Consider the following 25,364-nt stretch of genomic DNA (forward strand, 5'->3'; position numbering starts at 1 on the left):
GACAAGCTTAATGATGACAAATCTATATTTATGATACAGCCTCTTTTTGAAATGCTAATTTGCCATTAGCTTATAATTTAATTGTCGAAATCTGTCGAAATCGTGATGGCTTTCCAGTCTTTAAACTCTTTTGTTAAAGCCTCAATCTTACTGTTTGCCCTTTGAAAAGCATCATTTCCCAATAGTAAATGTACCGGTGGATTAGGCATACTGGCCAGCGAAATCATGGCAGCAGCAGCTTTTTCCGGATCGCCAACCTGTTGGCCATCCATTTTTAAATACTTGCTGTGTACTGCCCGTACTTCTTCATATTCGGCAATTGGATTGGCGGCCAAAATCAAAGAATCGGTAGTTAAGAAACTTGTTCTGAAAGCTCCGGGCGCAACCACAGTCACTTTTACACCAAATTCTTTAAGGTCTTCGGCTGATACTTCCGATAATGCAATTACAGCTGATTTAGCTGCAGCATAAACTGCCCAGCCTGTTGCACCGGCAATGCCTGCAATTGACGCAATATTGATGATATGTCCTGAACGTTGTGCCCTTAAATAAGGTGAAGCTTTTCTGATTACATTTAATGTTCCGAAAACATTAACATCAAAACTATTGCGTGTTTCGGCATCAGTCAATTCTTCAATGCTGCCTCCAATGCCATAGCCAGCATTGTTGATCACTACATCAATCCTTTCAAATTTTGCAATGGTAGCTTTTATTGCATCCTCCACACTTTGTTCGTCGGCCAGGTTAACAGCCAGTGGAAGGAATTTTCCCGTATCTGTATTTACAGCTTTTTTAAGTTCATCAATATTTCTTGAAGTAGCCGCAACAGATTGGCCAGCTTTAAGCAATTGATTTACCAAACTTAATCCTAAGCCCTTTGAAGCTCCGGTAATAAACCAAACTTTTTTCATGCCCATAATTTTCTTCTTTTTTTAACACAAAATTACAGTGCAAATGGCTTCAGTTTATTACGTCAATCAAACTTATGATTACAAAATTCAAACAATTCGATAAGAAGTAGGCGTATGGTTGGTCAGTTTTTTGAAAAAGTTGTTAAAATGTGTCGGTTCTTCAAAGCCCAGGCAATAACCTATTTCCGATATGTTCCAGTCCGTATGTTTTAATAATGCCTTTGCTTCACTTAATAAACGCTCTGTAATATAGTTTGTAGTGGTTTTACCGGTGGTTTCTTTAATGGCCCTGTTTAAATGGTTTACATGTACCGAAAGTTGCGCAGCATAATCTTTTGCCGAACGCATGGTAAGCCTTTGCGTAGTAGTTTCAATGGGGAACTGGCGTTCCAGTAACTCTGTAAACACAGATGTAATTCTGGTATTGGCATCGGTATGTTTGAATAAACTTTCTGATGGTTGTGTTTTTAAAGCAAAGTGAGTAATTTCGGTAATGTAATTCCGAAGGAGGTCATACTTATATATATAATCTGTATTTATTTCCTCAAACATCTTTCCAAAAATTGCCTCTATCTGCTTGTCCTGCTGTTCATTTAAAATATATGCAGGTTTTCCCCCAGGCGTAAACATGGGCAGATCGCCAATGTTTCCACGAATCTTTTCCTTAAAAAAAGCTTCTGTAAAAATACAGAAATAACCCGTTACTTCACTTTTATTGCCAGTGGCGAGTTCCCAGGTATAAGGCACCAACGGATTAAAAAAGATGAGTGCCGTGCCATTAATTTCGATACTCTTATCTGCGTAATGGTAAACGTTATGGCCGCGGGTGAGACAGATCTTATAATAATCCCTTCGGTTATAACTCATCGGTTTTGAGTCGTCCCTTAAACAATCTTCCAGTTTAAAAACGTTAAAGTGTCCTACGCCATTTTGTAAATTATCAGGCAGAAAACTAAATTTATTCTGATAAAAGTCTTCAATGCTTTCTGGTTTATTCATAAATCAAAGTTACAAAATTCAAACGTAAAACAAATAATGGACTTTTTATGTGGTGCATCATTAATTGATAATAGCTTCAGTGTTAAAAGGAGATTCTGATGATAAAACAATTTTGATTTAATATACCGATTGGTATATATTTGCATCGTCAATTCATAACAGCATGACCAAAGCAGAAAAAACGAGAAATTTCATTGTAGAGAAAACAGCGCCGATTTTTAATATGAAAGGTTATGCGGGAACTTCTTTAAATGATATTACAGCTGCTACAGGTTTGACCAAGGGTAGTATTTATGGCAATTTTGCCAATAAGGATGAAGTAGCGCTGGCAGCTTTTGATTACAACCTGAAAAATGTATCAGGCAGGATAGAGGCTGAAATGAATCGGCAGGCGAGTGTAAAAGATAAGCTTTTAGTATATATCAATATTTATCAAAAATTTATTGATGGCTCGGTGTCGGAGGGAGGCTGCCCGGTTTTAAATACCGCGATTGATGCTGATGACACCCACCCCGAATTACGGGCAAGAGTGTTAAAAGCTGTTTTAGATTGGAAAAATAAAATTGCCGAACTGGTTGAAGTCGGGATAGCCAGGAAAGAAATCGATGCAAATCATAATCCCGAACAGATTGCCTTAACCATTATTGCTTTGGTAGAAGGGGGGATCATGATTTCAAAACTAACTTCAAAAACAGAATATTGGAAGCTCATTATGGGTTCCTTAAAAAAATATGTAGATAGCCTCGGCTAAAAATTTTTAACTAAAAATATACCGATTGGTATTTTTATAATGAAAAGAAGTAGAACAATTACCTGGGAAGACCCCATGAAAGGTGCAAAAGAAGCTATGCAATTGGATGGAATTGCTTATTTAAAGGCCATGAGCGATCATAAATTTCCTTTGCCACCTCTTTTACATACATTAAACTTTAGCGTTAGCTTAATTGAAGCCGGAAACGTAGTTTTTGAATTTACACCTCAGGAATTTCATTACAATCCAATTGGTACCGTGCATGGTGGCGTAATTACAGCCATTTTAGATTCGGCAATGGGTTGTTCTGTACATTCTCTTTTACCTGCCGGAAAAGGTTATACCACTTTAGAATTGAAAGTAAATTTCCTGAAAGCCATCACCATTAAAACCGGAAAATTAAAAACCATTGCTAAAGTGATCAACCTGGGCGGCCGTACCGTTTTGGTAGAAGCACAATTGCTTGATGATAATGATACTATTTACGCTCACGCGATGAGCACTTGTTTAATCTTAAAATTTTAAAAAAAATATAAAAATGAAAACTTCACAAAATACTGTTTTATTAATCGGCGGAACTGCCGGTATCGGTTTAGAAATCGCAAAACAATTAACTGCTTTAGATAACCATGTAATTATTACCGGCAGAAACCAGGAAAGACTGGACGCAGCTGCTACATCGTTACAAAATGTAACCACTATTCTTTCTGATGTAAGCAAAGCTGAAGATGTAGACCAATTGATAAGTCGGATCAAAGCCGAATTTCCTCAGTTAAATATCGTGATCAACAATGCAGGCAGGGCAATTCTTTACAATTTAGCCGATCCAAACCAGGACGCTTTTGCTCACGCAGAGGATGAAATGCTGACCAATTATTTATCTATCATCAGGATTAATCAAAAGTTATTACCTGTGTTAAAACAACAGCAAGCTTCAGCCATCGTAAATGTTTCATCTATCGTAGCGTATGTACCTGGAATTACTCTGCCAACTTATGCGGCCAGTAAAGCAGCATTGCATTCGTACAGTACTTCTTTGAGGTTAAGTTTGGAAGAAACATCGGTAAAGGTTTTCGAATTGATGCCTCCATTGGTGGATACTGAATTTTCGAAAGAAATTAGCGGGCATAATGGTATCAAGCCAGCTGTAGTGGCTGAGGATTTATTGACTGCCCTGGCCAATGATGAATATGAGATCAGGGTGGGAGACACTGCAAAAATTTACGAACTGTTCAGGCAGTCGCCAGTGGATGCTTTAAATGTAATGAATGCAAATAGAAAAGCCTGGATCGATTCTGTTGAGCAATAAATGATATAGCAGGGAAGCAAAAGAAATTGTTGTTTCCATTTAGATGACGGTTTTCAATATAGGAATTGTTACTTTCGCGCCATTAAGTGTAAATCCTGGGTTTACTCAACCTTAATGAAACGATAGGGGCTTATAGCTATTCCTGCTATATTAAAATACCTTTCGGATAATTAACGGTTGATTTTTATCCGGGGGAGGTGACTAAAAAACAATAAAATGAAAAGAGTAGTAGTAACAGGTTTAGGTGCGATAACCCCTCTTGGCAATACTGTTGAGCAATTTTGGCAACAGATATTAGCTGGAAAAAGTGGCATTGGCCCAATTACAAAATTTGATTCGAGTAAATTTAAGACGCAATTTGCAGGTGAAGTAAAGGATTTTATTCCTGAAACATACCTGGAGAAAAAAGAGATTAAAAAATACGACCTTTTTACGCAATATGCCATTGGCTCGAGCGATCAGGCGATAAAAGATGCTGGTTTGGATTTTAGTGCCATGAATGATGGTCAATTGGCAGAAGTTGGTGTAATCTGGGCAACCGGAAACGGTGGTATCGGTACTTTTGAATCACAGTTGGAAGAGTTTCATTCCGGAGATGGAACACCTAGGTTTAATCCTTATTTTATCCCGAAAATGATCGTTGATATTGCTGCCGGAGCCATTTCTATCCGTCATAAATTACGTGGACCAAATTATTGCACAGTTTCGGCCTGTGCATCGTCTAACACCGCAATTATTAATGCTTTTGATACGATCCGCTTAGGTAAAGCGAATGTGATGATTGCAGGTGGTTCTGAAGCAGCCTTAACCAAATCATCAGTAGGCGGATTTAACGCTGCCCAGGCTTTATCTAAAAATAATGAAGACCCTCAGGGTGCGTCTAAACCTTTTGATAAGGATAGGGATGGTTTTGTGATGAGTGAGGGCGCAGGTGCTTTGGTTTTAGAAGAACTGGAACATGCTTTACAGCGTGGTGCACATATTTATGCTGAAATTGTTGGTGGTGGAATGGCTGCTGATGCGTATCACTTAACCGGAACACCTCCGGATGGGATTGGTGCAGCTTTGGGCATGACAAAAGCATTGAAAGACGCCGGAATTACTGCCGATAAAATCGATTATATTAATGCACACGCTACTTCAACCGGATTGGGCGATTTAAGTGAATTGCAGGGGATTAATACTGTTTTTAATGGTTTACCTGTGATTATTGGGGCTACTAAATCGATGACTGGCCATTTATTGGGGGCGGCTGGTGCTGTAGAGAGTTTGATCAGTATTTTGTCGATAAGGGATAATGTGATTCCTCCAACCATTAACACTAAAAACCTGGACGAAAACATTCCGAAAGGATTGAATATTGTATTGGGTGAGCTAATTAAAAGGAAATCAATTATGTGTTAAACAATACTTTTGGTTTCGGTGGACATACGGCGAGTACGATTTTTAAAAAATACGAGGCTTAAATAGGTTTTATAAACCATATTAGATGGTGCCTGGTTAATCGCCAGGCACTTTTTTATAGCTGTAGTTTTAATCCTGCCATCATCTACACAAAGTTCACTTCTCTGTCATTCTGAACGCAGTGAAGAATCTTTTAGTGATAGAAGGTTTTCGGGCAGTGCTTCTCCGAAGTTGCTACAAGTAAGTGCAGAGATTCTTCGTTATACTCAGAATTTACAAAATCCTAAAAAGTGTCATCATCTGGACTCTAGCGCGCTGATTTTTTCATCGGCAGCGAAATGGAGAGATCTGCTTAGTAAAATATTCTACTTAATTTTTTTGCCACGGATACACAGAAAACACGGAGAATTGGATATAAATTTCTCGGTTTCGTTGCACTCCGCTCGAAATGACGATTCTATCTTAATTACATCGATGGGTGGGAAACCAATAACTAATAAACCAATTAACCTACTCGTTCATCAATAAATTAACCAGTTCTTTCAGCTCTTCTACTTCCAGTTCCAGTTTTTCGATGCGGTTTTCCAGTGCAGTAGTATCAGATTGAGGTTCTGCATGGGTTCCAGTTTCAGTTTCGGCAGTGGTTTCAGCTTGTTCCCCTAAAAGATGAATGAAGCGGGTTTCTTTCTGTCCTGGTTTCTTAGCCAATTGTTTTACAAAAGCAGGCTCGTCATCTGACAATTTTTGAAGTTGTTCTAAAACCTCTTCTATGCGCTCAAATTCATATAATCTACCTGAATTACTATTGATTTCGCCTGGTGTTAATGGACCACGTAAAAGTAAGAGACAAATAATAGTCAGCTCCGAGGGTAATAAAGGATAAACGATGGCTAAATTATGTTTGTATTTAGTTGCCCGACTAGATCCTCCTGTAGCTGTGGAAATTAGACCTTTTATTTTAAGTTGATTTAGCGTTAAAGTTATAGTTTCCTCATCGTAATTTACCACAGGATTTCTCGAACTTTTTTGGTTGCATGCAGCCGTTAAACTATTTAAAGTCATTGGGTAATAATCCGGTGTGGTGCGGCTTTTTTCTATTAACGAGCCTAAAACGCGTTGCTCTTCTGCTGATAAGTCTGGTAGTGGTTTTACATTGTCCATGTTATAAAAGTATAAATTGGCTGAGCATTTTGAAAATTATTTTGTTAATGACTTGTTTATAGGGAGTTACCCAAATTATTGCTTTATAGAAAAAATCTAATTGCAGCAATACTAAGCCAGAAATGACTTTTTAACCGGATACTGATCTGAAATTAAGGTAATTAAAAGGAAAAAAGTTTGAATTGCTTTAATAGATTTCGGCACCATGAATTTATTTCAGGCTTGTTATAACACGGAGGAGAATTTCTGAAACAAGCTCAAAATGATGATTATAGCAAGAAAAACTAAACCTTTGTAATCACAAACGACGTTCTGCGGTTATTTTTTCTCCCTATTTCAGTTTTATTATCCGACATCGGTTTACGAGATCCAAAACCCTTAAAAGTAAGCCTTTTTGCATCTATGCTGTTTTTAATCAGGTATTCGTAAACGGCATTTGCCCGATTAAAAGATAACTTTTCATTTAATTTATCATCACCCACATTATCGGTATGCCCCTGAATTTCAATCTGTACTTTTTCATTCTGATGCAAAAAATCAATAAGCAGATCCAATTCATGGATAGAGGCGGGTAAAAGATTAAACTTATTAGTATCGAAGAAAATGTTTCTCAAGGTTACATTTCCGCCTTGCTTTATTTTTTCAATATAAACTTCAATCTGATAAGGTTTATTAATATCCCCAGGCTTAAGCTCGAAGTTTTCAGAATAAAACATATAACCTTCGGCATTTACATTAAACAAATAATTACTTCCAACAGGCATTACAGCTAAAAATTGTCCGGTTTCTGGATCGGTATAATCATCAAAGACAGTTTTATTGGTTTTCAAATCTACTACCTGTACATTACTTTCTATTGTTTTTTTAGTATCCCGGTCTCTTACAATTCCTTTCACATAAGATACTTTTAGCGGTTTGGCTACCTCAGGGATGCCGAAACTGTAAATGTCCTGCAAGCCATAACCACCTTTTAAATTTGATGAAAACAATCCTGAATTGCCATCGGCACTTACCACTAAACCACTTTCATCTTCAAAAGAATTAATCGGATAACCTATATTGACGGGCTTGTGCCATTTGCCATCATTTTCCTGTCTGCTATAATAAATATCTTTGTTCCCGAAACCTGGCCAGCCATCTGAAGAAAAATACAAGGTTTTGCCGTCTACATGCAGAAAAGGTGTATTCTCATCAAAAGCAGTATTGATATCTGGTCCAAGATTAATGGCTGGTCCCCATTTGGCATCATCAGTAATGGTACTTTTCCATATATCGTAACCACCATACCCGCCAGGCCGGTTACTAATAAAATATAATGTCCGTCCGTCAGGACTAATAGCAGGCTGCGACTCCCAGAATTCAGAATTAACGGGCTGGCCAACATTATAAGGTTCGCCCCAATCTTTCCCTTCGCGGTGAGAAACGTAAATATCACACCTGCCTAAACCATCTGGTCGGTTGCATCCTGTAAAAAAGAGGTATTTCCCATCAGGCGAAATGGTTTGTGCACCTTCATTGTATTTAGCCGTATTAATCTTACTTGACAAGGGAGTAGCAGTATTCCATGAATTATTTTTGAGTTGAGAAGTCCAGAAATCTTCATTTCCATTAACTTGGCGGGTAAAAACCAGGGTTTCACCATCGGCAGTTATTGCAGGAAAGTACTCTGCATCTGTTGTATTTACACCTTCACCTAAATTTGTTGGGCTATATTTTACGGGTTTCTTTATTGCAATGGTAGCAAAATCACAGTCTAAAAGGTATTTTTTTGCTCTTCTTACTCTATCAGATGAGGAATCTAGCATCAAAAATTCGTTAAAATGCTGTTTTGCTTTTAAATAATCCTGCGTAGCAAATTCTGTTTCTGCCAGGCCATAAATTACTTCCGGAGCTATTGCTTTATTAATTAATATTGCTTTTTCGTAAGCCGTTCTGGCGTTCTGATACTTCTTTTGTGTTTTGTAAACACCTGCAAGCATTACATAGGCATTTTGAAATAAAGGATCGGCCTCAACAGCATTGTTTAAGGCCTGCTCCGCTGAGGCATAATCTTGCTTTTGAATGAATTGGTTTGCTTTTTCGAAAAAGCTTTGCGCTTTTTATTGCCCGAAACCTGAGCAAACGCATTAAAACTGAATAGGCTCAAGAATAAGAATAGACAAAACCTCATACATTAACATTGGTTATCAAAGCTAATGTAAACTAATTTAAGGAATATTTAAAAATTTGTGTGTTTGCAAAGAAATCTCCCATTTAGGATTAGCCATTACATACTCAATAATTAATGGAGTAATTTCTTTTGACTTAGACCATTCTGGTTGAAGATATAGTTTACAGGTAGGAGATACCATTGCGGCATATTCTTCGGCCCATTTAAAATCACTTTTATTAAAAACGATAACCTTTAATTCGTGCGCAAATGGTGTAATATCTGGCCTTGGAGCCTTAAATTTCTTTGGCGACAAACAGATCCAATCCCAATTTCCGGAAAGTGGATAGGCTCCGGAGGTTTCGATAAAGGTGAGGATGCCTCTTTCTTTTAATTTATTGGTTAAATAATCCAGATTATAAATTAAGGGTTCACCACCGGTAATTACAACAGCTTTCCCAGGAAATTTATCTGCATTTTCGACAATTACATCAGCTGGGGTAAGGGGATGCATTTCTGCGTCCCAGCTTTCCTTAACATCGCACCAGTGACAACCTACATCGCAGCCTCCTAAACGGATGAAATAAGCTGCTTTACCGGTATTAAATCCTTCTCCCTGTATGGTATAAAATTCTTCCATTAAAGGAAGTAATGTGCCGTCTTCTGGTATTTCTTGTTTCATTTTTGAGGATGCAAATATCCTAAAAAATATGGTGATGCTGTTCCTCTTTTGAAATTTAATAGAAAGATGAAACAAGAGTGATATTTTTTTGCAGTATTTTAGCAGAATGAAGTGGTTTAAGGCGCTAAATAATAACCAAATTCCTCGACCTGATACAATTAAAACAATTGAGGTTGCAGGAAAACAGATTTGTCTGATCAATATTGATAATAAAATTATTGCAACCCAATCTCATTGTCCACATGCTGGCGGCCATTTTAGTGGTGGCTGGTGTAAAAACGGAAAACTGGTTTGCCCTATCCACAGATATGAGTATAGTTTAACCACAGGAAAGGGAGCGGAGGGACAAGGAGATTATATCAACATCTATCCAACCGAATTACACGAAGATGGATTATATATCGGTTTTGAAGAAAGCTGGTGGAGTAAGCTTTGGGGATGAAATATTCCCTTCATGCTGAATTTATTTCAGAGTGACGGGTCTATTATAAAATCAATTTAACAAATGCCTCTTGAAAAACTCCTGACAGTTTAGAACTTCAATCTCAGAAAAATAAAAATCTTCAATATCTTCTGTGATAATACATTTACAATTAGCAGATTTGGCAGCGTAATATTCTAAACCATCTTCAAAATCGTGAATTGATTTGTTAGAAAGGGTATCCAAAACACTTTTTGATGAATTTCCTGCAATCTTAATATACTGGCAGAGCAAATCGATTTTCTGTTTGGCCAAATGTGATTTATGTTTTTTTTCTGCGAAATAAAATGCTATAGCTAAACAAAGGGGAGAAGTATAAATTTCAAAATTTGGATGCGATGCTAAACTTAAAATTCTTGACGAATAGGTATAAAGAGGATATTCCTTATTCAATACAGAAACAAGGACATTCGCGTCTAAAAATATCTCCATCAGCTACTTTTTAGAAGAAAAGAATTCATTTTTTGAATCTTTACGGTTTGGCTTTGGCGTTTTTTTATATTCTACTTCTCCCTCAGCAACCATGCTCACCCAATCTGAAATTGGAAAGTCTTCTAAAGATTTGTACTCTTTAGCAGTTACCTGGGTTAAGAGGTGCTCTATTAATCGCGATAAGCTAATGTTGTTTTCAGCGGCATATTTTTTTGCCCTTGCTACAACATCTTGATTAAAACTTAAAGTTAACTTAGTATCCATCTAATTAAATTTTAACCAAATATAACAATTACACGTAAGGATTAAAAATATTACACGTAAAAAAAACGGCTCAAATATTTGAGCCGTTTTTTAATATCTATGACTTAGGTTTTCGCTTTAGTCTTTAGCTTTTCATTACGAATAAATTTCTTTCCTAGCTGATGCCAATGTATTTTTTAATAAGCCAACAATCGTCATTAGACCAACACCCCCGGGAACAGGCGTGATGTAAGAAGCCTTAGGCGCCACGTTTTCGAAATCTACATCTCCAAATAACTTAAAGCCAGATTTGTTTTCTGTAGAAGTTTCTCTGTTAATACCTACGTCAATAATAATTGCGCCAGGTTTTACCATATCGGCAGTAACAAAATTCTTCTTACCAATTGCGGCAATCACAATATCTGCCTGGAGAACCTGTTCTTTTAGATCTTTAGTACGGGAATGTGTAAGGGTTACGGTACAGTTGCCTGGGTTTGCGTTACGGGCCATTAAAATACTCATTGGGCTACCCACAATATTACTGCGTCCCACAACAACACAATGCATTCCTGTGGTATCTATACCATACTCTTGTAGCATCAATAAAATACCATAAGGTGTTGCCGGAATAAAGCAAGGTAAATTACGCATCATCCTTCCTAAATTTACAGGGTGAAAACCATCAACATCTTTACGGTAATCGATTTTTTCGGTTACTTTTTCAGGATCTATATGTTTTGGAAGCGGTAGTTGAACAATTAATCCGTCTACATCATCATCCTGGTTAATTTCTTCGATTTTAGCCAGTAATTCTGCTTCAGTAACCGAGTTATCATATCTGTGTAAAGATGAATTAAAACCAACTTTTTCACAGTTTTTCATTTTGCTGGCCACATAGGTTTCGCTTCCACCATCGTTGCCCACTAAGACGGCAACTAGGTGTGGCTTGCGACCTGTTTTATTTAAAAATTCGGCAGCTTCTTCTGCAATTTGAACTTTAACTTTTTCTGATACGTATTTACCGTCTAATAATTTCATTTTTACGAGATGTGAGATACTAGATATCAGATTTGAGATTAGAGGGTTTCTCATATCTCAAATCTAACATCTCAAATCTTAATTTTAGTTTTTTTGAGATGATAGATCTGAGATTGAACAATTGTCTCATATCTATCATCTCATATCTAATTTTTAATCCAATTTCAAAACTGCCATAAATGCTGTCTGCGGAATTTCTACGTTACCCACCTGACGCATGCGTTTTTTACCTTTTTTCTGTTTTTCCAATAACTTACGTTTACGGGAAATATCACCACCATAACATTTAGCCGTTACATCTTTACGTAGGGCACTTAGTGTTTCGCGGGCAATAACTTTGGCACCGATTGATGCCTGTATTTTAATCTCGAACTGTTGACGAGGGATTAATTCTCTTAATTTCTCACAGATTTTCTTTCCGAAATCGTAAGCGTTGCTCCTATGGATTAATGAAGATAAAGCATCAACAGGCTCATCGTTTAACAACAAATCTAATCGCACTAAATCAGATTTACGGTAACCAATTTGGTGGTAATCAAACGAAGCGTATCCTTTAGAAAGTGTTTTTAACCTGTCATAGAAGTCGAATACGATTTCGGCCATTGGCATTTCGAAAACCAACTCAACCCTGTCTGATGTTAGATAGGATTGATTAATAATTGCTCCTCGTTTTTGGATACAAAGCGACATTATCGGACCAACAAAATCAGACTTGGTAATAATATTTGCTTTGATATAAGGTTCTTCAACCGAATCCAATTTACTTGGATCTGGCAAATCAGATGGATTATTTACGATAAACTCATCACCTTTAGTAGTGTGTGCTATGTAAGACACGTTGGGAACCGTTGTGATTACGGTCATATCGAATTCGCGTTCTAAACGCTCCTGGATAATCTCCATGTGCAACATTCCTAAGAAACCGCAACGGAAACCAAAACCAAGAGCCGCAGAACTTTCTGGCTCGAAAACAATAGAAGCATCGTTCAGCTGCAACTTATGCATCGCCTCACGCAGTTCTTCAAACTCGTCAGTATCTACAGGGTAAATACCAGCAAAAACCATAGGTTTAACCTCTTCGAAACCTTGGATGGCATCTAACGATGGTCTGGCAACAGTTGTAATCGTATCACCAACTTTTACCTCTCTGGCTTCTTTAATACCAGAAATAATGTAACCCACATCGCCGGTTTTAACCACATTACGTGGCGACATATCCAACTTCAAAATACCAACCTCATCAGCGAGATATTCTTTGCCAGTATTAATAAATTTTACTTTATCACCCTTTTTAATTTCTCCGTTCACCACTTTATAATAGGCAATAATCCCTCTGAATGAGTTGAAAACGGAGTCAAAAATTAATGCTTGTAAAGGCGCTTCAGGGTCGCCAACCGGAGCTGGAACGCGGTCTACAATCGCCTGGATAATATCAGGAATTCCCATTCCGGTTTTACCCGATGCAGGAATAATATCTTCGCGTTTACAGCCAATTAAATCAATAATCTGGTCTTTAACTTCCTCAGGCATGGCCCCGGGTAAATCCATTTTATTTAAAATCGGGATAATTTCAAGATCGTGCTCTAAAGCTAAATATAAATTTGAAATGGTCTGGGCCTGAATCCCTTGCGAAGCATCTACAATCAATAATGCCCCTTCACAGGCTGCAATAGAACGAGAAACCTCGTAAGAGAAATCTACGTGTCCCGGTGTATCAATCAGGTTAAAATTGTATTCAATATCCCCAACCTTATAGTTCATTTGTATGGCATGACTTTTAATCGTTATGCCTCTCTCACGCTCTAAATCCATGTTGTCGAGCAATTGCGCCTGCGCTTCACGCTGCGAAATCGTCGCTGTATATTCTAATAACCTATCGGCCAGGGTGCTCTTACCATGGTCAATATGTGCAATAATGCAAAAATTACGTATATGCTTCATCTTTGCGCAAAGATATGGTTTTTAAGGTAATTTTTAATCTAGAAAATATCCATCTCAAGCACTTTGATTTGAAAAGCAAATACAGTGGCTTTTCGGTTACAGTAGTCCTGCTTTCCACTTTACTCCAATGCATTGCGTGTTCGTTTCAATCAGGTTTATTAAACTTAAGCTAATGTTCCTTTTTACATTTTTCGGGCAAGATGCTTTAGTAAGTAACAAATTGAATATCATGAAATCTAAAATAGAACTAAAATCAAAACATTTTGCTCAGTTTAACCAATATCAATAAAAAATACGGTAGCCACGAAGTATTAAACTTTGGCGAATGGAAAATCGATAACGGAATTCATTGGTTAAAAGGAGGGAATGGCACTGGTAAATCAACCTTATTTCGGATTATTTCCGGACAAACACCTTTTAAAGGCGAAGTAGAGTTTAATGGAATCAATCTTAAAAAAGACCCTGTAAAATTCAAATCCATCATTAGTTTTGCCGAAGCTGAACCCCAATATCCTCTATTTATAACCGGGCAGGAGTTGATCGATTTTTATATTGAAACCCGGGGTGCTGAAAGAAAACAGGCAGAAGATCTTGCACTATATTTTGCAATGACGCTGTTTCTTGACAATAAAATAGGTAGTTATTCCAGTGGAATGTTAAAAAAACTTTCGCTGATCTGCGCATTTATGGGTAACTCCGATTTATACATTTTAGATGAACCATTAATTACTATTGATATAAACTCGGCTGATCAACTGTATCGGTTAATTACAGAAAAAGCGGCGCAGGGAAAGGGGGTTCTTTTATCATCACACCAGGAGGTAAATAACGATAAGCTTCAACTTAATACTGTACTTCAAATCGTTGATAAACAAATTATTAAACTCTAAATGCTGAAGTTATTGATTAATACGCTGTCGAAAGAATTTTACCAGCAACATGCTGGCTTTTTTCTTGTAGGCATTTATATGTTATTTGGCATAGTAGAGCCCTCTCAATTACTCAGTTACCAAACAGCCTTATTATTAGCTGGTGTTTCTTCTCCAATCGGAATGGCAGTTGTATTTGTATCCTGGCTTTTATACGCTACAAAAGTTCATTTCTTTATCAAACAAAAATTAGCATCAGCCAGGTATAATTTTATTAAAGAATCAGCCGCTCTGGAAAAAAACTTACAGTTAAAATTATGGGTAAAGCTATATTTCACTATTCTTTTACCAATAATTATTTATGTTTTTCTACTCATTGCCTTAAGTATCTATCACCACTTTTTTATTAGTATCGCATTTATCTTAATTGTTTTTTCGCTTATAATTTTTGGTTTATCCTGGTTTACCTATCAATCCGTGGCATTGGGCTTTCTGAAAAAAGAGAGACAAATAGTATCAGTAGGGCTGAAAGTAAAAAAAGCATTTATTAGCTGGCCGCTGTTTCATTTATTGAAAGAACAACCGTTAATGTTGCTGATGTGCAAGGTCTTGTCATTAATTTTCTTTAAAGGAATGTTATGGATGTTTGCTGATGTGGGTAATGATATCCGTGTAATATTGGTTGCTTTATTGGCATCTGTTTTATGTCATGCAGTTTTAGTTTTTACCCTAATAAAATTTGAAACCGAATTTTTAAATTTCAATAAAAGCCTGCAGATCTCTGTAATCAAAAGAATGTTAAACTGGTTATTGGTTTTTGCCATTATTTTAATTCCTGAATGGATATTTTTGATTATGGCTGCTCACCTTAACCTATGTGCTATAGCGAATGGGATTTTATTCGGCATTGCAGGATTATCTTTTCTTTTAACATTATTATATATAGTTAGGTTAAATATGGATAACTACCTGAAATGGCTGCTATTTTTCTTTTTTATTGCCATGTGGTCGATACTTGGGCATTATTATCTTTTTTTCAGTTTAGTGCTGTTAGGCAGTTGTATTTTATACTACTTCATTATGTTTAATAGAATCGATTTAAAAGGGATAGAAGAATAGCAATAAGAATTTTAACCACAGATGTTGATGAACAATACAGATAAATTCATCCGTAACCATCCATTTGATCTGTGGTTAAATCCTGTTAAACCATCGTTTTCTTCCACTTACCTTTTTTAAATAAGAAGTAAGCAGCTACAGCAATTCCAGCCTCTGCCGTTGGTATAGCAATAAAAACTCCCGTTGGGCCCATTTCTAAATATTTCGCCAGGAAATAAGCCAAAGGAATCTGGAACAGCCAAAATGCAAAAACATTAATTTTGGTAGGCGTCCAGGTATCGCCAGCACCATTAAATGCGCTGCTAAATACCATTGCCGCTCCATAAATCACAAAACCGAGACTCATAATTTTAAGGGCCTTACCCGCAATAGCAATCACCTTTTCATCTGAAGTGAAAAATGCAGCGAACAAATGCCCACAAGTGAGAAAGAGTACACTTACTACCGCCATAAAAATCAAAATGTATTTTAAGGTTTGGAAAACGGACTTTTCAGCACGATCTATGTGGCCTGCACCCAAATTCTGACCAACCAACGTAGCGGCTGCATTGCTTAAGCCCCAGGCTGGTAACATAAAAAACATCATCAGCCGTAGTGCAGTCTGGTAACCTGCCGATCCCGTATCACCACCAGTAGTGGCAACCAGTTCTGCTAAAAATACCCAGCTGCAGCTTGCAATTACAAACTGAAAGATAGCTGGAGCGGCAATTTTAACAATCGCTTTAATCTGCGTAAAATCTGGAATAAAATGACCGATGCGTATCTTAAGCGCGTTTTTACCGCTAAATAGATTATATACCTGATAGCAAACACCCAAACCACGACCAATTGTCGTTGCAATTGCAGCGCCTGTTAAACCAAATGAAGGTACTGGTCCAAAACCGTTAATAAAAACAGGGCAGAGAATGATGTTGGCAATATTGGCAATCCATAAACTCCGCATTGCGATTGCCGCGTTACCAGCACCTCTAAAAATCCCATTAATCAAGAATAGCAGTACAATAATGATACTTCCGCCCATCATAATGCGGACGAATGTGACACCTTGCTCAGCAGTTTCAGCTGAAGCGCCCATGAGCAATAGAATATCTCTGGCGTAAATCAACCCCAGGATACTGATTATTATGTTTACGAAAACAGCTATCACAATGGTCTGCATTCCGGCTTTTGATGCTGCTTCTGGATTTTTCTCGCCAATTCTGCGTGCAACCACTGCAGTTGCTGCCATACTCAAGCCAATGGCTAATGAATAAATTATGGTTAATACAGATTCCGTTAAACCAACGGTTTGTATGGCATGGCTGCTGTTTTCAAGGTGGCCAACAAAATATAAATCAACCAAAGCAAAAACCGACTCCATAGCCATTTCCAGCATCATAGGAATGGCCAATAAAATAATGGCGCGTTTTATACTAATGGAAGTGAGGTCAACTTCGTGACCTTTTAAAGACTGGATCAGAATATCGAAAAATGACGATAATTTGCCCTGTGCCTTTGTAGACTGTGACATATAATAAAAATAAATTGTGATGTATAAACAATGATATGCAGTTAAACGTACATATCTAAAATTGAAATGGAGGGAATCCTCAGTTACTTAAAACCTCAAACGGATTGCAGATACTATCATGGTTCTGGTCTTTTTGATGGTGCAAATATAAATAAAATTTTGAGCCGTCAAATTTTGATGACTGCTTTTAAGGGATTGATTTATTTTTTGTAATTTATTTTAGCCAAGGAGGCATGTACTTATAATTCTTTTTCCTGTATCAATCAATGGCTCTACTTTATGTTATAAATATTTTGCCACTAATCCATGGTCTTTGGCTCACAATCAACTAATTGAGTTTTATACCCTGAAACGCTAATTCCCCAATCTTTGTAGTCCCTAAATCGGAGTATCATGTTCTATATACTATAAGCCTTAATCATTTCTTCGTTAACTTTTGTTCCTCTACCAGTATTTAAATCAATCAGTACGTAATCAAAAATGCCATCTGAAGCCACTTTACCCGTTTTCTGATTAATAATTTCGAACTGAACGGAGCAGCCTTTATCATTCATATTCAGGATTCCGGTTCTGATCATCATTAAGTCATTCATCAATAATGGGCGTTTAAAATTGATATCTACATGGCTCACTACCCAGCCTAAGCCTTGTTTGGTAAAATGCTCCCATGGCATACCGTAGAATTTTTCCATTTGCTCGTAACGGGCTGCCAGTACATAATCTAAGTATTTGCTGTTATGTACATGATTAAACATATCTATATCATCCGGACGGACGCGTAATTCGCTTTCGAAAATGCTGTATTGATTCTTTTCCAAGGGTTGATGTTTTCAGCAAAAGTATAAATAAAGCTTGATTGTAAAGTATTGCTTGCTTTTTTGTATTTTTGATATGAAATGGGAAAACTCAAATTATATGATTTCAATATCCACGCGAAACAATTGTTGAGGAGCGTGATGCTATTATTTGAGTCGTAACCCCGGGCAGCGCTTTTTTGGCATTCTGCAACTTAATCAAATTTCGGTTACCATGAACGGCGGCAAGCCATTAAAATCTCCGCAAGGCAAGGGGCTTGTAATCTGTAAGCCAGCCATATCATATCTTTTGATAAAGAAGTACAGTTTAATCTTTAATATCTGATAATTTAATTTTTAATCTTTCCTGATGTGATCATTATATAGTGAGATTAGTTTTTTAGTCAAAAGCATTAAAATATTAGCGATAATTAAATCTCAAGTCGTTATTTCGAGCGGAGTGCAATGTAGTTGAGAACAACGAAGCTAAATCTGTCAAGATAGATATCTCGATTTCGCTACGCTTCAGTGGAGATGACGATTTTTCTACAGACTTATCTGATTCATGTTAATAAAAAAACCTCTTGTTTTTAATCAAATATAACCTTATCTTTGCGCCACAATTAATTAATTTTTATTGCTTTAATATTATTCAAGAAATGTATTTAAGTCCAGAAAAGAAAGCCGAAATCTTTAAACAACACGGCGAAGTAGAAACCAACACGGGTTCTGCAGAAGGTCAGGTAGCGTTATTTACATACCGTATTGCGCACTTAACAGAACACTTAAAGAAAAATCGTAAAGATTTCTCTACTCAGTTGTCACTTCAAAAATTGGTAGGTAAACGCCGCGGTATTTTGGCTTACCTATACAAAAAAGATATTGAGCGCTATCGTGCTATCATCAAAGCTTTAGAGCTTCGTGATATCATCAAACAAAAATAAGCGAATTTTATCATTAAAAGCCATTCTTTAGGGAATGGCTTTTTAATTCCCTGTTAATTTTTTTTAACGGGTTTTATTATAGATAGGCATTTTTAATCCTATCTTCGTTTGCAAAAACAAAAACTATATAAACAACGGTGTGTAGAAAGAGGAAAACACACCATAATTCTAATTAAATGAATGTAATAAAAAAATCGTTCGATTTGGGCGATGGCAGAATTGTAGAAATTGAAACTGGTAAACTGGCTAAACAAGCTGATGGTTCGGTTGTGGTAAAAATGGGCGATACGATGTTGTTAGCAACTGTTGTATCTACTGTTGGTGCTAAACCAGGTACTGATTTTTTACCTTTATCGGTTGATTATCAGGAGAAATATGCGGCTACTGGCCGTATCCCGGGAGGCTTTTACGTCGTGAGGCAAGATTATCTGATTACGAAGTATTAATTTCACGTTTAGTAGACAGAGCTTTACGCCCAATGTTTCCAAGTGATTATCACTCTGATACACAGGTGATGATTTCTCTAATCTCTGCTGATAAAGATATTATGCCGGATTGTTTGGCAGGTCTGGCAGCATCTGCTGCATTATCAGTTTCTGATATTCCTTTCAACGGTCCGATTTCTGAAGTACGTGTGGCTAAAATTGATGGTAAATTAATTATCAATCCGAAAGCCAGCGAATTAGAACGTGCAACTTTAGAGTTTATGGTTGCTGGTTCAGCTAACGATATCGGCATGGTTGAAGGTGAGTGTGATGAAATTCAGGAAGACGAAATGGTTGAGGCTTTAAAATTTGCACACGATGCAATTAAAGTTCAATGTGCTGTTCAGGTTGAATTAACAGAAGCTACAGGCAAAACGGTTAAACGTGAATATAATCACGAAGACCATGATGCTGATTTAAAAGCTAAAGTTTATGCTGATACCTACGATAAAGTTTATGCTGTAGCGAAAGCCGGTGGCAATAAAGATGTTCGCAAAGAAGGTTTCACAGCAATCATTAACGAGTTCTTCGAAGCAATGCCAGAAGATACTGCAGATTTAACCAAAGCAATGGCTAAACATTATTACCATGATGTTCAGTACGATGCCATTAGAAATTTATTGCTGGATGAAGGTATCCGTTTAGATGGTCGTAAGACTACAGAAATCCGTCCTATCTGGAGCGAAGTTGGTTATTTACCTGCTGCACACGGTTCGGCAGTATTTACACGTGGCGAAACCCAATCACTAACTTCGGTTACTTTAGGTAGCAAAGATGATGAGCAAATGATTGATGGTGCTTTCTTTAATGGTTATAACAAATTCTTATTGCACTATAATTTCCCTGGTTTCTCAACTGGTGAAGTTAGACCAAACAGAGGCGCAGGCCGTCGTGAAATTGGTCACGGTGCTTTAGCACAACGTTCGTTGAAAAAAGTATTGCCTCAAGGTGAAGCAAATCCTTATACCATCCGTATCGTTTCTGATATTTTAGAATCTAACGGTTCTTCATCAATGGCAACTGTTTGTGCTGGTACATTAGCATTAATGGATGCTGGTATTAAAATCAAATCTCCGGTTTCTGGTATCGCCATGGGTTTAATTACCGATGAGAAAACTGGTAAATATGCAATCCTTTCTGATATTTTAGGCGATGAGGATCATTTAGGTGATATGGACTTTAAAGTAACCGGTACAGAACATGGTATCGTTGCTTGTCAGATGGACTTGAAAATCAATGGTTTATCTTACGAAGTTTTAACTAAAGCTTTGTTACAGGCTAAAGAAGGTCGTTTACACATCTTAAACGAGATGAAGAAAACCATCAGCTCACCTAACGAAGATTACAAGCCACACGCTCCACGTATCGTATCTTTAACTATCGATAAAGAATTTATCGGTGCAATTATCGGCCCTGGAGGTAAAATTATCCAGGAAATGCAACGCGAAACCGGCGCTTCAATCTCTATAGAAGAAGTTGATGGTAAAGGTATTGTAGAAGTATTTGCTGATAATAAAGCATCAATTGATGCAGCGGTTACCCGTATCCGTAACATCGTGGCTAAACCAGAAATTGGCGAAGTTTACCAGGGTAAAGTAAAATCAATTATGCCTTTCGGTGCATTTGTTGAAGTTATGCCAGGTAAAGATGGTTTATTACACATCTCTGAAATCTCATGGGAACGTTTAGAAACCATGGATGGTGTATTAAAAGAGGGTGATAAAATCGAGGTTAAATTGTTAGACATAGATAAACAAGGTAAAATGAAACTTTCTCGTAAAGTTTTGTTACCAAGACCTGAAAAACCGGCAGCACCACAAGCGTAATAATCGATACGTCATGCTGAACTTGATTCAGCATCTGCTTGATAGACTCTGAAATAAATTCAGAGTGACGCACAAATAATAAGGCCCTTTCAGTGCAAAAAACTGAAAGGGCTTTTTTGTTGGGTAATGTATTTTTTAACAAGGAGTCGCTGCCCCCATAACAATTCCATTGATGACAAAATAAGAATTGCCTGTTGTAATATTTGTTATTATTCCATTAGGCCATGGAGTTGTTAAATGCGAATTCGTAAAAATTGGTGTACCAGTTATAATTTTATCCGTTGAATTAGCTACAAAAACAGCCACAACCTCTGCACAATGGTAATCACCATAATCACTCCCAGCCATTGCAGTGATAAGAATACCTGGTCCGGGCGGACGTACTGCTTTTTAATAATACTAACTTTGAGAATTGTTTTAGGTTTATTCGTTGTAAAACCAAAAGCTACACTCATGATAAGAATTGCGAGACCAGCAAAAATTAATTGTTTTGTTTTCATAAGAATATTGTTTTTATTTATCCCTAAAATAACCATTTTTTTCAACGAAGCTATTCCTGGAAAGCAGAACTGATCGTATTATTCAGTCTGATTGAAATCGTTTTTGTTGCAACCTAATTTGTTTAAAATGATTTTGTAACTTGCATACTTAGTAAAAATCCAAAATATAAATCCTCGTTGCAAGGCAAGAAGCAATCTCTTTTGGCGTCGCAGTTATATCAGATTGCTTCTTGCCTTACAATGACGAAACATAATAAATATGAAATACATTATAGCCCCATCCATACTTTCTGCCGATTTTGGCAATTTACAGCGCGATATTGAAATGATTAACCAAAGTGAGGCCGATTGGTTCCATGTTGACGTGATGGATGGCGTTTTCGTTCCGAATATTTCTTTTGGTTTCCCGGTAATGGCTGCTGTTAAAAAACATGCAGTCAAACCGTTGGATGTACATCTAATGATTATTGAGCCAGATAAATATATCGAAGATTTTGCCAAAGCAGGAGCAGACCGAATCACAGTGCATTACGAAGCCTGTACACATTTACATAGAACTATTCAATTAATTAAAGCTTCTGGTTGCAAGGCAGGTGTAGCTTTAAATCCGCATACTCCGGTAAGCTTACTACAGGATGTGATTGAAGACCTTGATCTGGTATTGATTATGTCGGTTAACCCGGGCTTTGGCGGACAGGCTTTTATTCACAATACTTATAAAAAAATAAAGGATCTAAAAACTTTAATACAAGGTGTTAACGCAGATTTGGTTATCGAAGTAGATGGTGGTGTTGGTTTACAAAATATTGCTACATTAGTATCCGCAGGTGCCAATGCTTTCGTAGCCGGAAATGCAATTTTTGCAACAGATAATCCGACTGAAACCATTGCCAAAATGAAAAGCTTGACAACGAACGCAGTCAGCATTTAAGTTTTTAACCACAGATAAAAAGGATGGACACAGATCGGGAATGTCTCAGGATTCTACTGTTACCTGTTTTTTGAAAAATAATGACATCCATGTTTATCTGTGTGCATCTGTGGCTATTTTAACCAAATCTCTACGCGTAAAATGCTCAAATTTAGGCTCATCCTTTTCCTTTTAATAGCTGGTTGCAGTTTTGCTGTAGCTCAGCCATTAGTTAGGGTCTCGGGGATAGTTTATAACGATGAAAAATTACCATTATCCCAGGTTACTGTTATTGTTTTGGGACAGGCGCAATCAACCGTTACAGACGAATTTGGTGTTTATACCATTTATTCCAAGTCGAAAACATTTAGCATTAAATATTCTCTTTTAGGTTACCAACCCCAAACCATCAAATTTAATGAACGTTCGGGTGCGCGGATTGTTAAACAAGTGGACTTAATCGCTAATATTAATGAGTTAGAGCAGGTCAACATCACCAATAAACAGAATCAGTTAAGTAACACCACTACCATTAATATTACAGATGTATCCTCCATGCCATTGCTTTCGGGGAATTTCGAAACCATGTTAAAAACGTTGCCCGGTGTATCTACAAATAACGAATTAAGTGCCCAATATAGCGTTCGGGGAGGCAATTTTGATGAAAATCTGATTTACATAAACGATGTAGAAATTAACCGGCCAGTATTAATCCGTAACGGACAGCAGGAGGGGCTTAGCTTTATTAATTCAGATCTGGTCAGTAAAGCAAAGTTCTCCGCCGGTGGTTTTGAAGCGAAATATAGTGATAAACTTTCTTCTATTTTAGATATCAGATATGATAAGCCTGATAGCAACCAGACTACTTTTAGTACCAGTCTTTTAAATACCTCCTTAACTGCAAAAAAGGTTTTTAAAAATAGTTTTTTGTTGGCTGGTTTACGCTATAAAAATAATTCGAGCGTGCTTATTAAACAAGATGAGAAAGGTAGTTATAGTCCTAATTTTGCCGATGCCCAGCTGCTTTATCAATACGATTTTTCGCCGAAATTCAATATCAGTTATTTGGGAAGTTTTAACCTTGGGCAGTTTAAACTGGTACCCACAAACAGAGAAACACAGTTTGGTTCTTTAAGTACTACATTAAGGTTAAATGTAGATTACACGGGACAGGAGATTGACGATTACCAAACCTTAGGTAGCGCTGTTACCGCAACATACTCTCCAAAACCAAATTTGGTCATCAAGTTTGTCAATAGCTATTTTAACACCATAGAAAGGGAACGTTTTGATATCAACGGCAGCTATGTTTTTGACGAGGTAGACAATAGCTTTCCGGGAGAGAATTTTGGACCGGTAAGTAAAAACAAGGGTATTGGCAGCTACTATAATTACGGAAGAAATAGTTTAAATACCCAAATTTTTGCTTCAGAAATTAAGGTCGATCAGAATTTTGATAACCATGTTTTTTCCTGGGGTTTAAAATTTGATAAATCCTTATATAAGGATCAGTTAAATGAATATAATTATACCGATTCAGCTGGGTTTATCTTGCCAAATAACTCCAAAAATATTGTTTTGCAAAACGTAATCAATGTAAAAAACAATCTTGATATCAGCAATTATAGCGCTTACATCCAGGATAGTTATTCACTTTCCAGTTCGGCAGAATTACAGCTGGGAGCGAGGTCAACTTATAGCTCTTTAAGTAAACAGTTACTGATCAGCCCGAGGATATTGATAGCCTATAGGCCAAATTCGAACAATAAGATCCTGAGATTTTCTGCAGGGGTATATAAACAACCACCATCGTACCGTACCATACGCGATTTTTCCGGTGAATTGAATATCAAACAAAAAGCGCAAAGTTCTTATAATACCTCATTGGGTTACGAATATGCGTTTGATGCTTTAGGAACGAGGCTGAAGTTTACTTCTGAAGCATACTTTAAATATTCGGACAGGTTAATTCCTTACAAAATTGATAACCTGAGAATTAAATACCTTGCAAATGAAGTATCGCGTGGTTACGCTTACGGAGCTGATTTCAGCATTGGTGGCGAGTTTGTTAAAGATCTTGTTTCTTATTTCAGAATGTCGGTAATGCATGCCAATGAAGATATTATTGGTGATAGCTATGTTCAAAGTGGAGCGACAATTTATCCCGGTTATTTAAAACGGCCAACAGATCAGCGCTTAAATTTTTCTATATTTTTTCAAGACAGGCTGTTGAATAGCCCGACGTATAAAGTTCACCTTAATGCACTTTACGGTTCGCGCTTGCCAATTGGTCCTTCGCTAACACCACGGTATTTAGATAAGTTTTTTATCCCGTCGTATAAACGTGTAGATATCGGTTTCTCAAAAGATTTCCTTGACGATGCAGCTTTGCACAAACCTAAATTTCTGGATAAAAATTTCAGTTCGGTTATTTTATTTTTTGAGGTTTTTAATATGCTGAATATCAATAATACCGTTTCTTACTTATGGCTAAAAGATGTGGATAATGTGCAATATGCCATTCCAAATTATTTAACCGGCAGGCAGTTTAATTTAAAGTTGATTGTGAAATTGAAAAACTAAGTCTTGTTAATTGTAAACTGAAAACTGCAGATTGAAAACTGAGAATCGCCAACTGCAAACTGATTTGGGCGTTACCCAATCCCGTGAAAAACGGGAAAGGGGGAGGGCTTTTCAGGGCTACGCTTTGCTCCGGTACCGATGAAGGATCGGCACTGAACCCTTACAATCCCTAACGCAAATCTATCGTTTCAAAAGAGTCTTCAAATTTTAAAAAGCTGGGGAGGTTATAAGTGCAAGTTTTCAGATCGTATTATCTTATTGAGTTGGTATTTTGAGATGATTTGCCGTATTTAACCCTATTAGGTTTATGTAAGCTGATGGGT

General features: G+C 37.1%; 23 protein-coding genes and 1 pseudogene. 12 read left to right on the forward strand and 12 right to left on the reverse strand.

The window, feature by feature from the left end:
* Positions 1-77 precede the first annotated feature (77 nt).
* Both ACQ86H_RS12485 and ACQ86H_RS12490 read right to left on the reverse strand, forming a co-directional pair.
* Positions 78-911: an SDR family NAD(P)-dependent oxidoreductase gene (locus ACQ86H_RS12485; protein WP_371717054.1), complete on the reverse strand. Its 834-nt coding sequence runs from the start codon at positions 909-911 to the stop codon at positions 78-80.
* 87 nt (positions 912-998) lie between these two features.
* Complete coding sequence (locus tag ACQ86H_RS12490) at positions 999-1,910, reverse strand: helix-turn-helix domain-containing protein (protein ID WP_138821633.1); 912 nt, start codon at positions 1,908-1,910, stop codon at positions 999-1,001.
* Positions 1,911-2,073: 163 nt separating this feature from the next.
* Between ACQ86H_RS12490 and ACQ86H_RS12495 the strand changes: the two genes are divergently transcribed.
* The 4 genes and pseudogenes from ACQ86H_RS12495 to fabF all read left to right on the forward strand — a co-directional run bounded on the left by ACQ86H_RS12495 (position 2,074) and on the right by fabF (position 5,436).
* Positions 2,074-2,661 (forward strand): TetR/AcrR family transcriptional regulator, encoded by a 588-nt coding sequence (locus ACQ86H_RS12495; RefSeq protein ID WP_431295047.1) that lies wholly within the window; start codon positions 2,074-2,076, stop codon positions 2,659-2,661.
* 39 nt (positions 2,662-2,700) lie between these two features.
* On the forward strand, positions 2,701-3,186 hold the full coding sequence (locus tag ACQ86H_RS12500) for a PaaI family thioesterase (RefSeq protein ID WP_431295048.1): 486 nt from the start codon (positions 2,701-2,703) through the stop codon (positions 3,184-3,186).
* 13 nt (positions 3,187-3,199) lie between these two features.
* Positions 3,200-3,970, forward strand: coding sequence for an SDR family oxidoreductase (locus tag ACQ86H_RS12505; RefSeq protein WP_431295049.1), 771 nt, complete (start codon positions 3,200-3,202; stop codon positions 3,968-3,970).
* Positions 3,971-4,186: 216 nt separating this feature from the next.
* Positions 4,187-5,436 (forward strand): annotated as a pseudogene (fabF, locus tag ACQ86H_RS12510) (beta-ketoacyl-ACP synthase II).
* 448 nt (positions 5,437-5,884) lie between these two features.
* On the opposite strand, the gene ACQ86H_RS12515 reads toward fabF, so the two are convergent.
* The 3 genes from ACQ86H_RS12515 to ACQ86H_RS12525 form a co-directional block, all read right to left on the reverse strand.
* Positions 5,885-6,535, reverse strand: coding sequence for a YceH family protein (locus tag ACQ86H_RS12515; RefSeq protein WP_431295050.1), 651 nt, complete (start codon positions 6,533-6,535; stop codon positions 5,885-5,887).
* Positions 6,536-6,819: 284 nt separating this feature from the next.
* Complete coding sequence (locus ACQ86H_RS12520) at positions 6,820-8,514, reverse strand: OmpA family protein (protein ID WP_431295051.1); 1,695 nt, start codon at positions 8,512-8,514, stop codon at positions 6,820-6,822.
* Positions 8,515-8,742: 228 nt separating this feature from the next.
* Entirely contained in the window at positions 8,743-9,366 is a 624-nt protein-coding gene (locus ACQ86H_RS12525) for a 7-carboxy-7-deazaguanine synthase QueE (RefSeq protein WP_138821626.1), read from the reverse strand.
* A gap of 106 nt (positions 9,367-9,472) precedes the next feature.
* Between ACQ86H_RS12525 and ACQ86H_RS12530 the strand changes: the two genes are divergently transcribed.
* A complete protein-coding gene (locus tag ACQ86H_RS12530; RefSeq protein WP_138821625.1) occupies positions 9,473-9,808 on the forward strand; it encodes a Rieske (2Fe-2S) protein in 336 nt (111 codons plus the stop codon).
* A gap of 51 nt (positions 9,809-9,859) precedes the next feature.
* On the opposite strand, the gene ACQ86H_RS12535 is transcribed toward ACQ86H_RS12530, so the two are convergent.
* The 4 genes from ACQ86H_RS12535 to lepA all read right to left on the reverse strand — a co-directional run bounded on the left by ACQ86H_RS12535 (position 9,860) and on the right by lepA (position 13,501).
* Positions 9,860-10,279 (reverse strand): PIN domain-containing protein, encoded by a 420-nt coding sequence (locus ACQ86H_RS12535; protein WP_138821624.1) that lies wholly within the window; start codon positions 10,277-10,279, stop codon positions 9,860-9,862.
* Between the two features lie 3 nt (positions 10,280-10,282).
* A complete protein-coding gene (locus ACQ86H_RS12540) occupies positions 10,283-10,543 on the reverse strand; it encodes a DUF6364 family protein (protein ID WP_431295052.1) in 261 nt (86 codons plus the stop codon).
* A gap of 135 nt (positions 10,544-10,678) precedes the next feature.
* Positions 10,679-11,560: a bifunctional 5,10-methylenetetrahydrofolate dehydrogenase/5,10-methenyltetrahydrofolate cyclohydrolase gene (locus ACQ86H_RS12545; protein ID WP_431295053.1), complete on the reverse strand. Its 882-nt coding sequence runs from the start codon at positions 11,558-11,560 to the stop codon at positions 10,679-10,681.
* A 153-nt stretch (positions 11,561-11,713) separates the two neighbouring features.
* Positions 11,714-13,501, reverse strand: coding sequence for a translation elongation factor 4 (gene lepA, locus ACQ86H_RS12550; RefSeq protein ID WP_138821621.1), 1,788 nt, complete (start codon positions 13,499-13,501; stop codon positions 11,714-11,716).
* A 263-nt stretch (positions 13,502-13,764) separates the two neighbouring features.
* Here lepA and ACQ86H_RS12555 point away from each other — a divergent pair, with 263 nt between their 5' ends.
* Both ACQ86H_RS12555 and ACQ86H_RS12560 read left to right on the forward strand, forming a co-directional pair.
* On the forward strand, positions 13,765-14,391 hold the full coding sequence (locus ACQ86H_RS12555; RefSeq protein ID WP_431295054.1) for an ATP-binding cassette domain-containing protein: 627 nt from the start codon (positions 13,765-13,767) through the stop codon (positions 14,389-14,391).
* Complete coding sequence (locus tag ACQ86H_RS12560) at positions 14,392-15,489, forward strand: hypothetical protein (protein ID WP_431295055.1); 1,098 nt, start codon at positions 14,392-14,394, stop codon at positions 15,487-15,489.
* Between the two features lie 85 nt (positions 15,490-15,574).
* On the opposite strand, the gene ACQ86H_RS12565 is transcribed toward ACQ86H_RS12560, so the two are convergent.
* The gene (locus tag ACQ86H_RS12565; RefSeq protein ID WP_138821618.1) at positions 15,575-16,999 is read right to left on the reverse strand and encodes an MATE family efflux transporter; all 1,425 of its coding nucleotides are present in this window, start codon (positions 16,997-16,999) and stop codon (positions 15,575-15,577) included.
* 398 nt (positions 17,000-17,397) lie between these two features.
* Positions 17,398-17,817 carry an acyl-CoA thioesterase gene (locus ACQ86H_RS12570; RefSeq protein ID WP_431295056.1) on the reverse strand — a complete coding sequence of 140 codons (420 nt, stop codon included), beginning with the start codon at positions 17,815-17,817 and terminating at the stop codon, positions 17,398-17,400.
* A gap of 635 nt (positions 17,818-18,452) precedes the next feature.
* On the opposite strand from ACQ86H_RS12570, the gene rpsO reads away from it, so the two are divergent.
* The 3 genes from rpsO to pnp all read left to right on the forward strand — a co-directional run bounded on the left by rpsO (position 18,453) and on the right by pnp (position 21,048).
* Positions 18,453-18,737: a 30S ribosomal protein S15 gene (gene rpsO / locus ACQ86H_RS12575; protein ID WP_056096414.1), complete on the forward strand. Its 285-nt coding sequence runs from the start codon at positions 18,453-18,455 to the stop codon at positions 18,735-18,737.
* 176 nt (positions 18,738-18,913) lie between these two features.
* Positions 18,914-19,183, forward strand: a complete 270-nt coding sequence (locus tag ACQ86H_RS12580) for a hypothetical protein (protein ID WP_431295057.1) — start codon at positions 18,914-18,916, stop codon at positions 19,181-19,183.
* Positions 19,183-21,048: a polyribonucleotide nucleotidyltransferase gene (pnp, locus tag ACQ86H_RS12585; RefSeq protein ID WP_431295388.1), complete on the forward strand. Its 1,866-nt coding sequence runs from the start codon at positions 19,183-19,185 to the stop codon at positions 21,046-21,048. The genes ACQ86H_RS12580 and pnp overlap by 1 nt, the downstream gene beginning before the upstream one ends.
* Before the next feature lie 290 nt (positions 21,049-21,338).
* On the opposite strand, the gene ACQ86H_RS12590 is transcribed toward pnp, so the two are convergent.
* The gene (locus tag ACQ86H_RS12590) at positions 21,339-21,548 is read right to left on the reverse strand and encodes a hypothetical protein (RefSeq protein WP_431295058.1); all 210 of its coding nucleotides are present in this window, start codon (positions 21,546-21,548) and stop codon (positions 21,339-21,341) included.
* Positions 21,549-21,807: 259 nt separating this feature from the next.
* On the opposite strand from ACQ86H_RS12590, the gene rpe reads away from it, so the two are divergent.
* Both rpe and ACQ86H_RS12600 read left to right on the forward strand, forming a co-directional pair.
* A complete protein-coding gene (rpe, locus tag ACQ86H_RS12595; protein WP_138821614.1) occupies positions 21,808-22,479 on the forward strand; it encodes a ribulose-phosphate 3-epimerase in 672 nt (223 codons plus the stop codon).
* 141 nt (positions 22,480-22,620) lie between these two features.
* Positions 22,621-25,041 carry a TonB-dependent receptor gene (locus ACQ86H_RS12600; protein WP_431295059.1) on the forward strand — a complete coding sequence of 807 codons (2,421 nt, stop codon included), beginning with the start codon at positions 22,621-22,623 and terminating at the stop codon, positions 25,039-25,041.
* Positions 25,042-25,364: the final 323 nt, after the last annotated feature.

Origin of the sequence: Pedobacter sp. P26, from assembly GCF_050632135.1 — a bacterium.
Classification (GTDB): domain Bacteria; phylum Bacteroidota; class Bacteroidia; order Sphingobacteriales; family Sphingobacteriaceae; genus Pedobacter.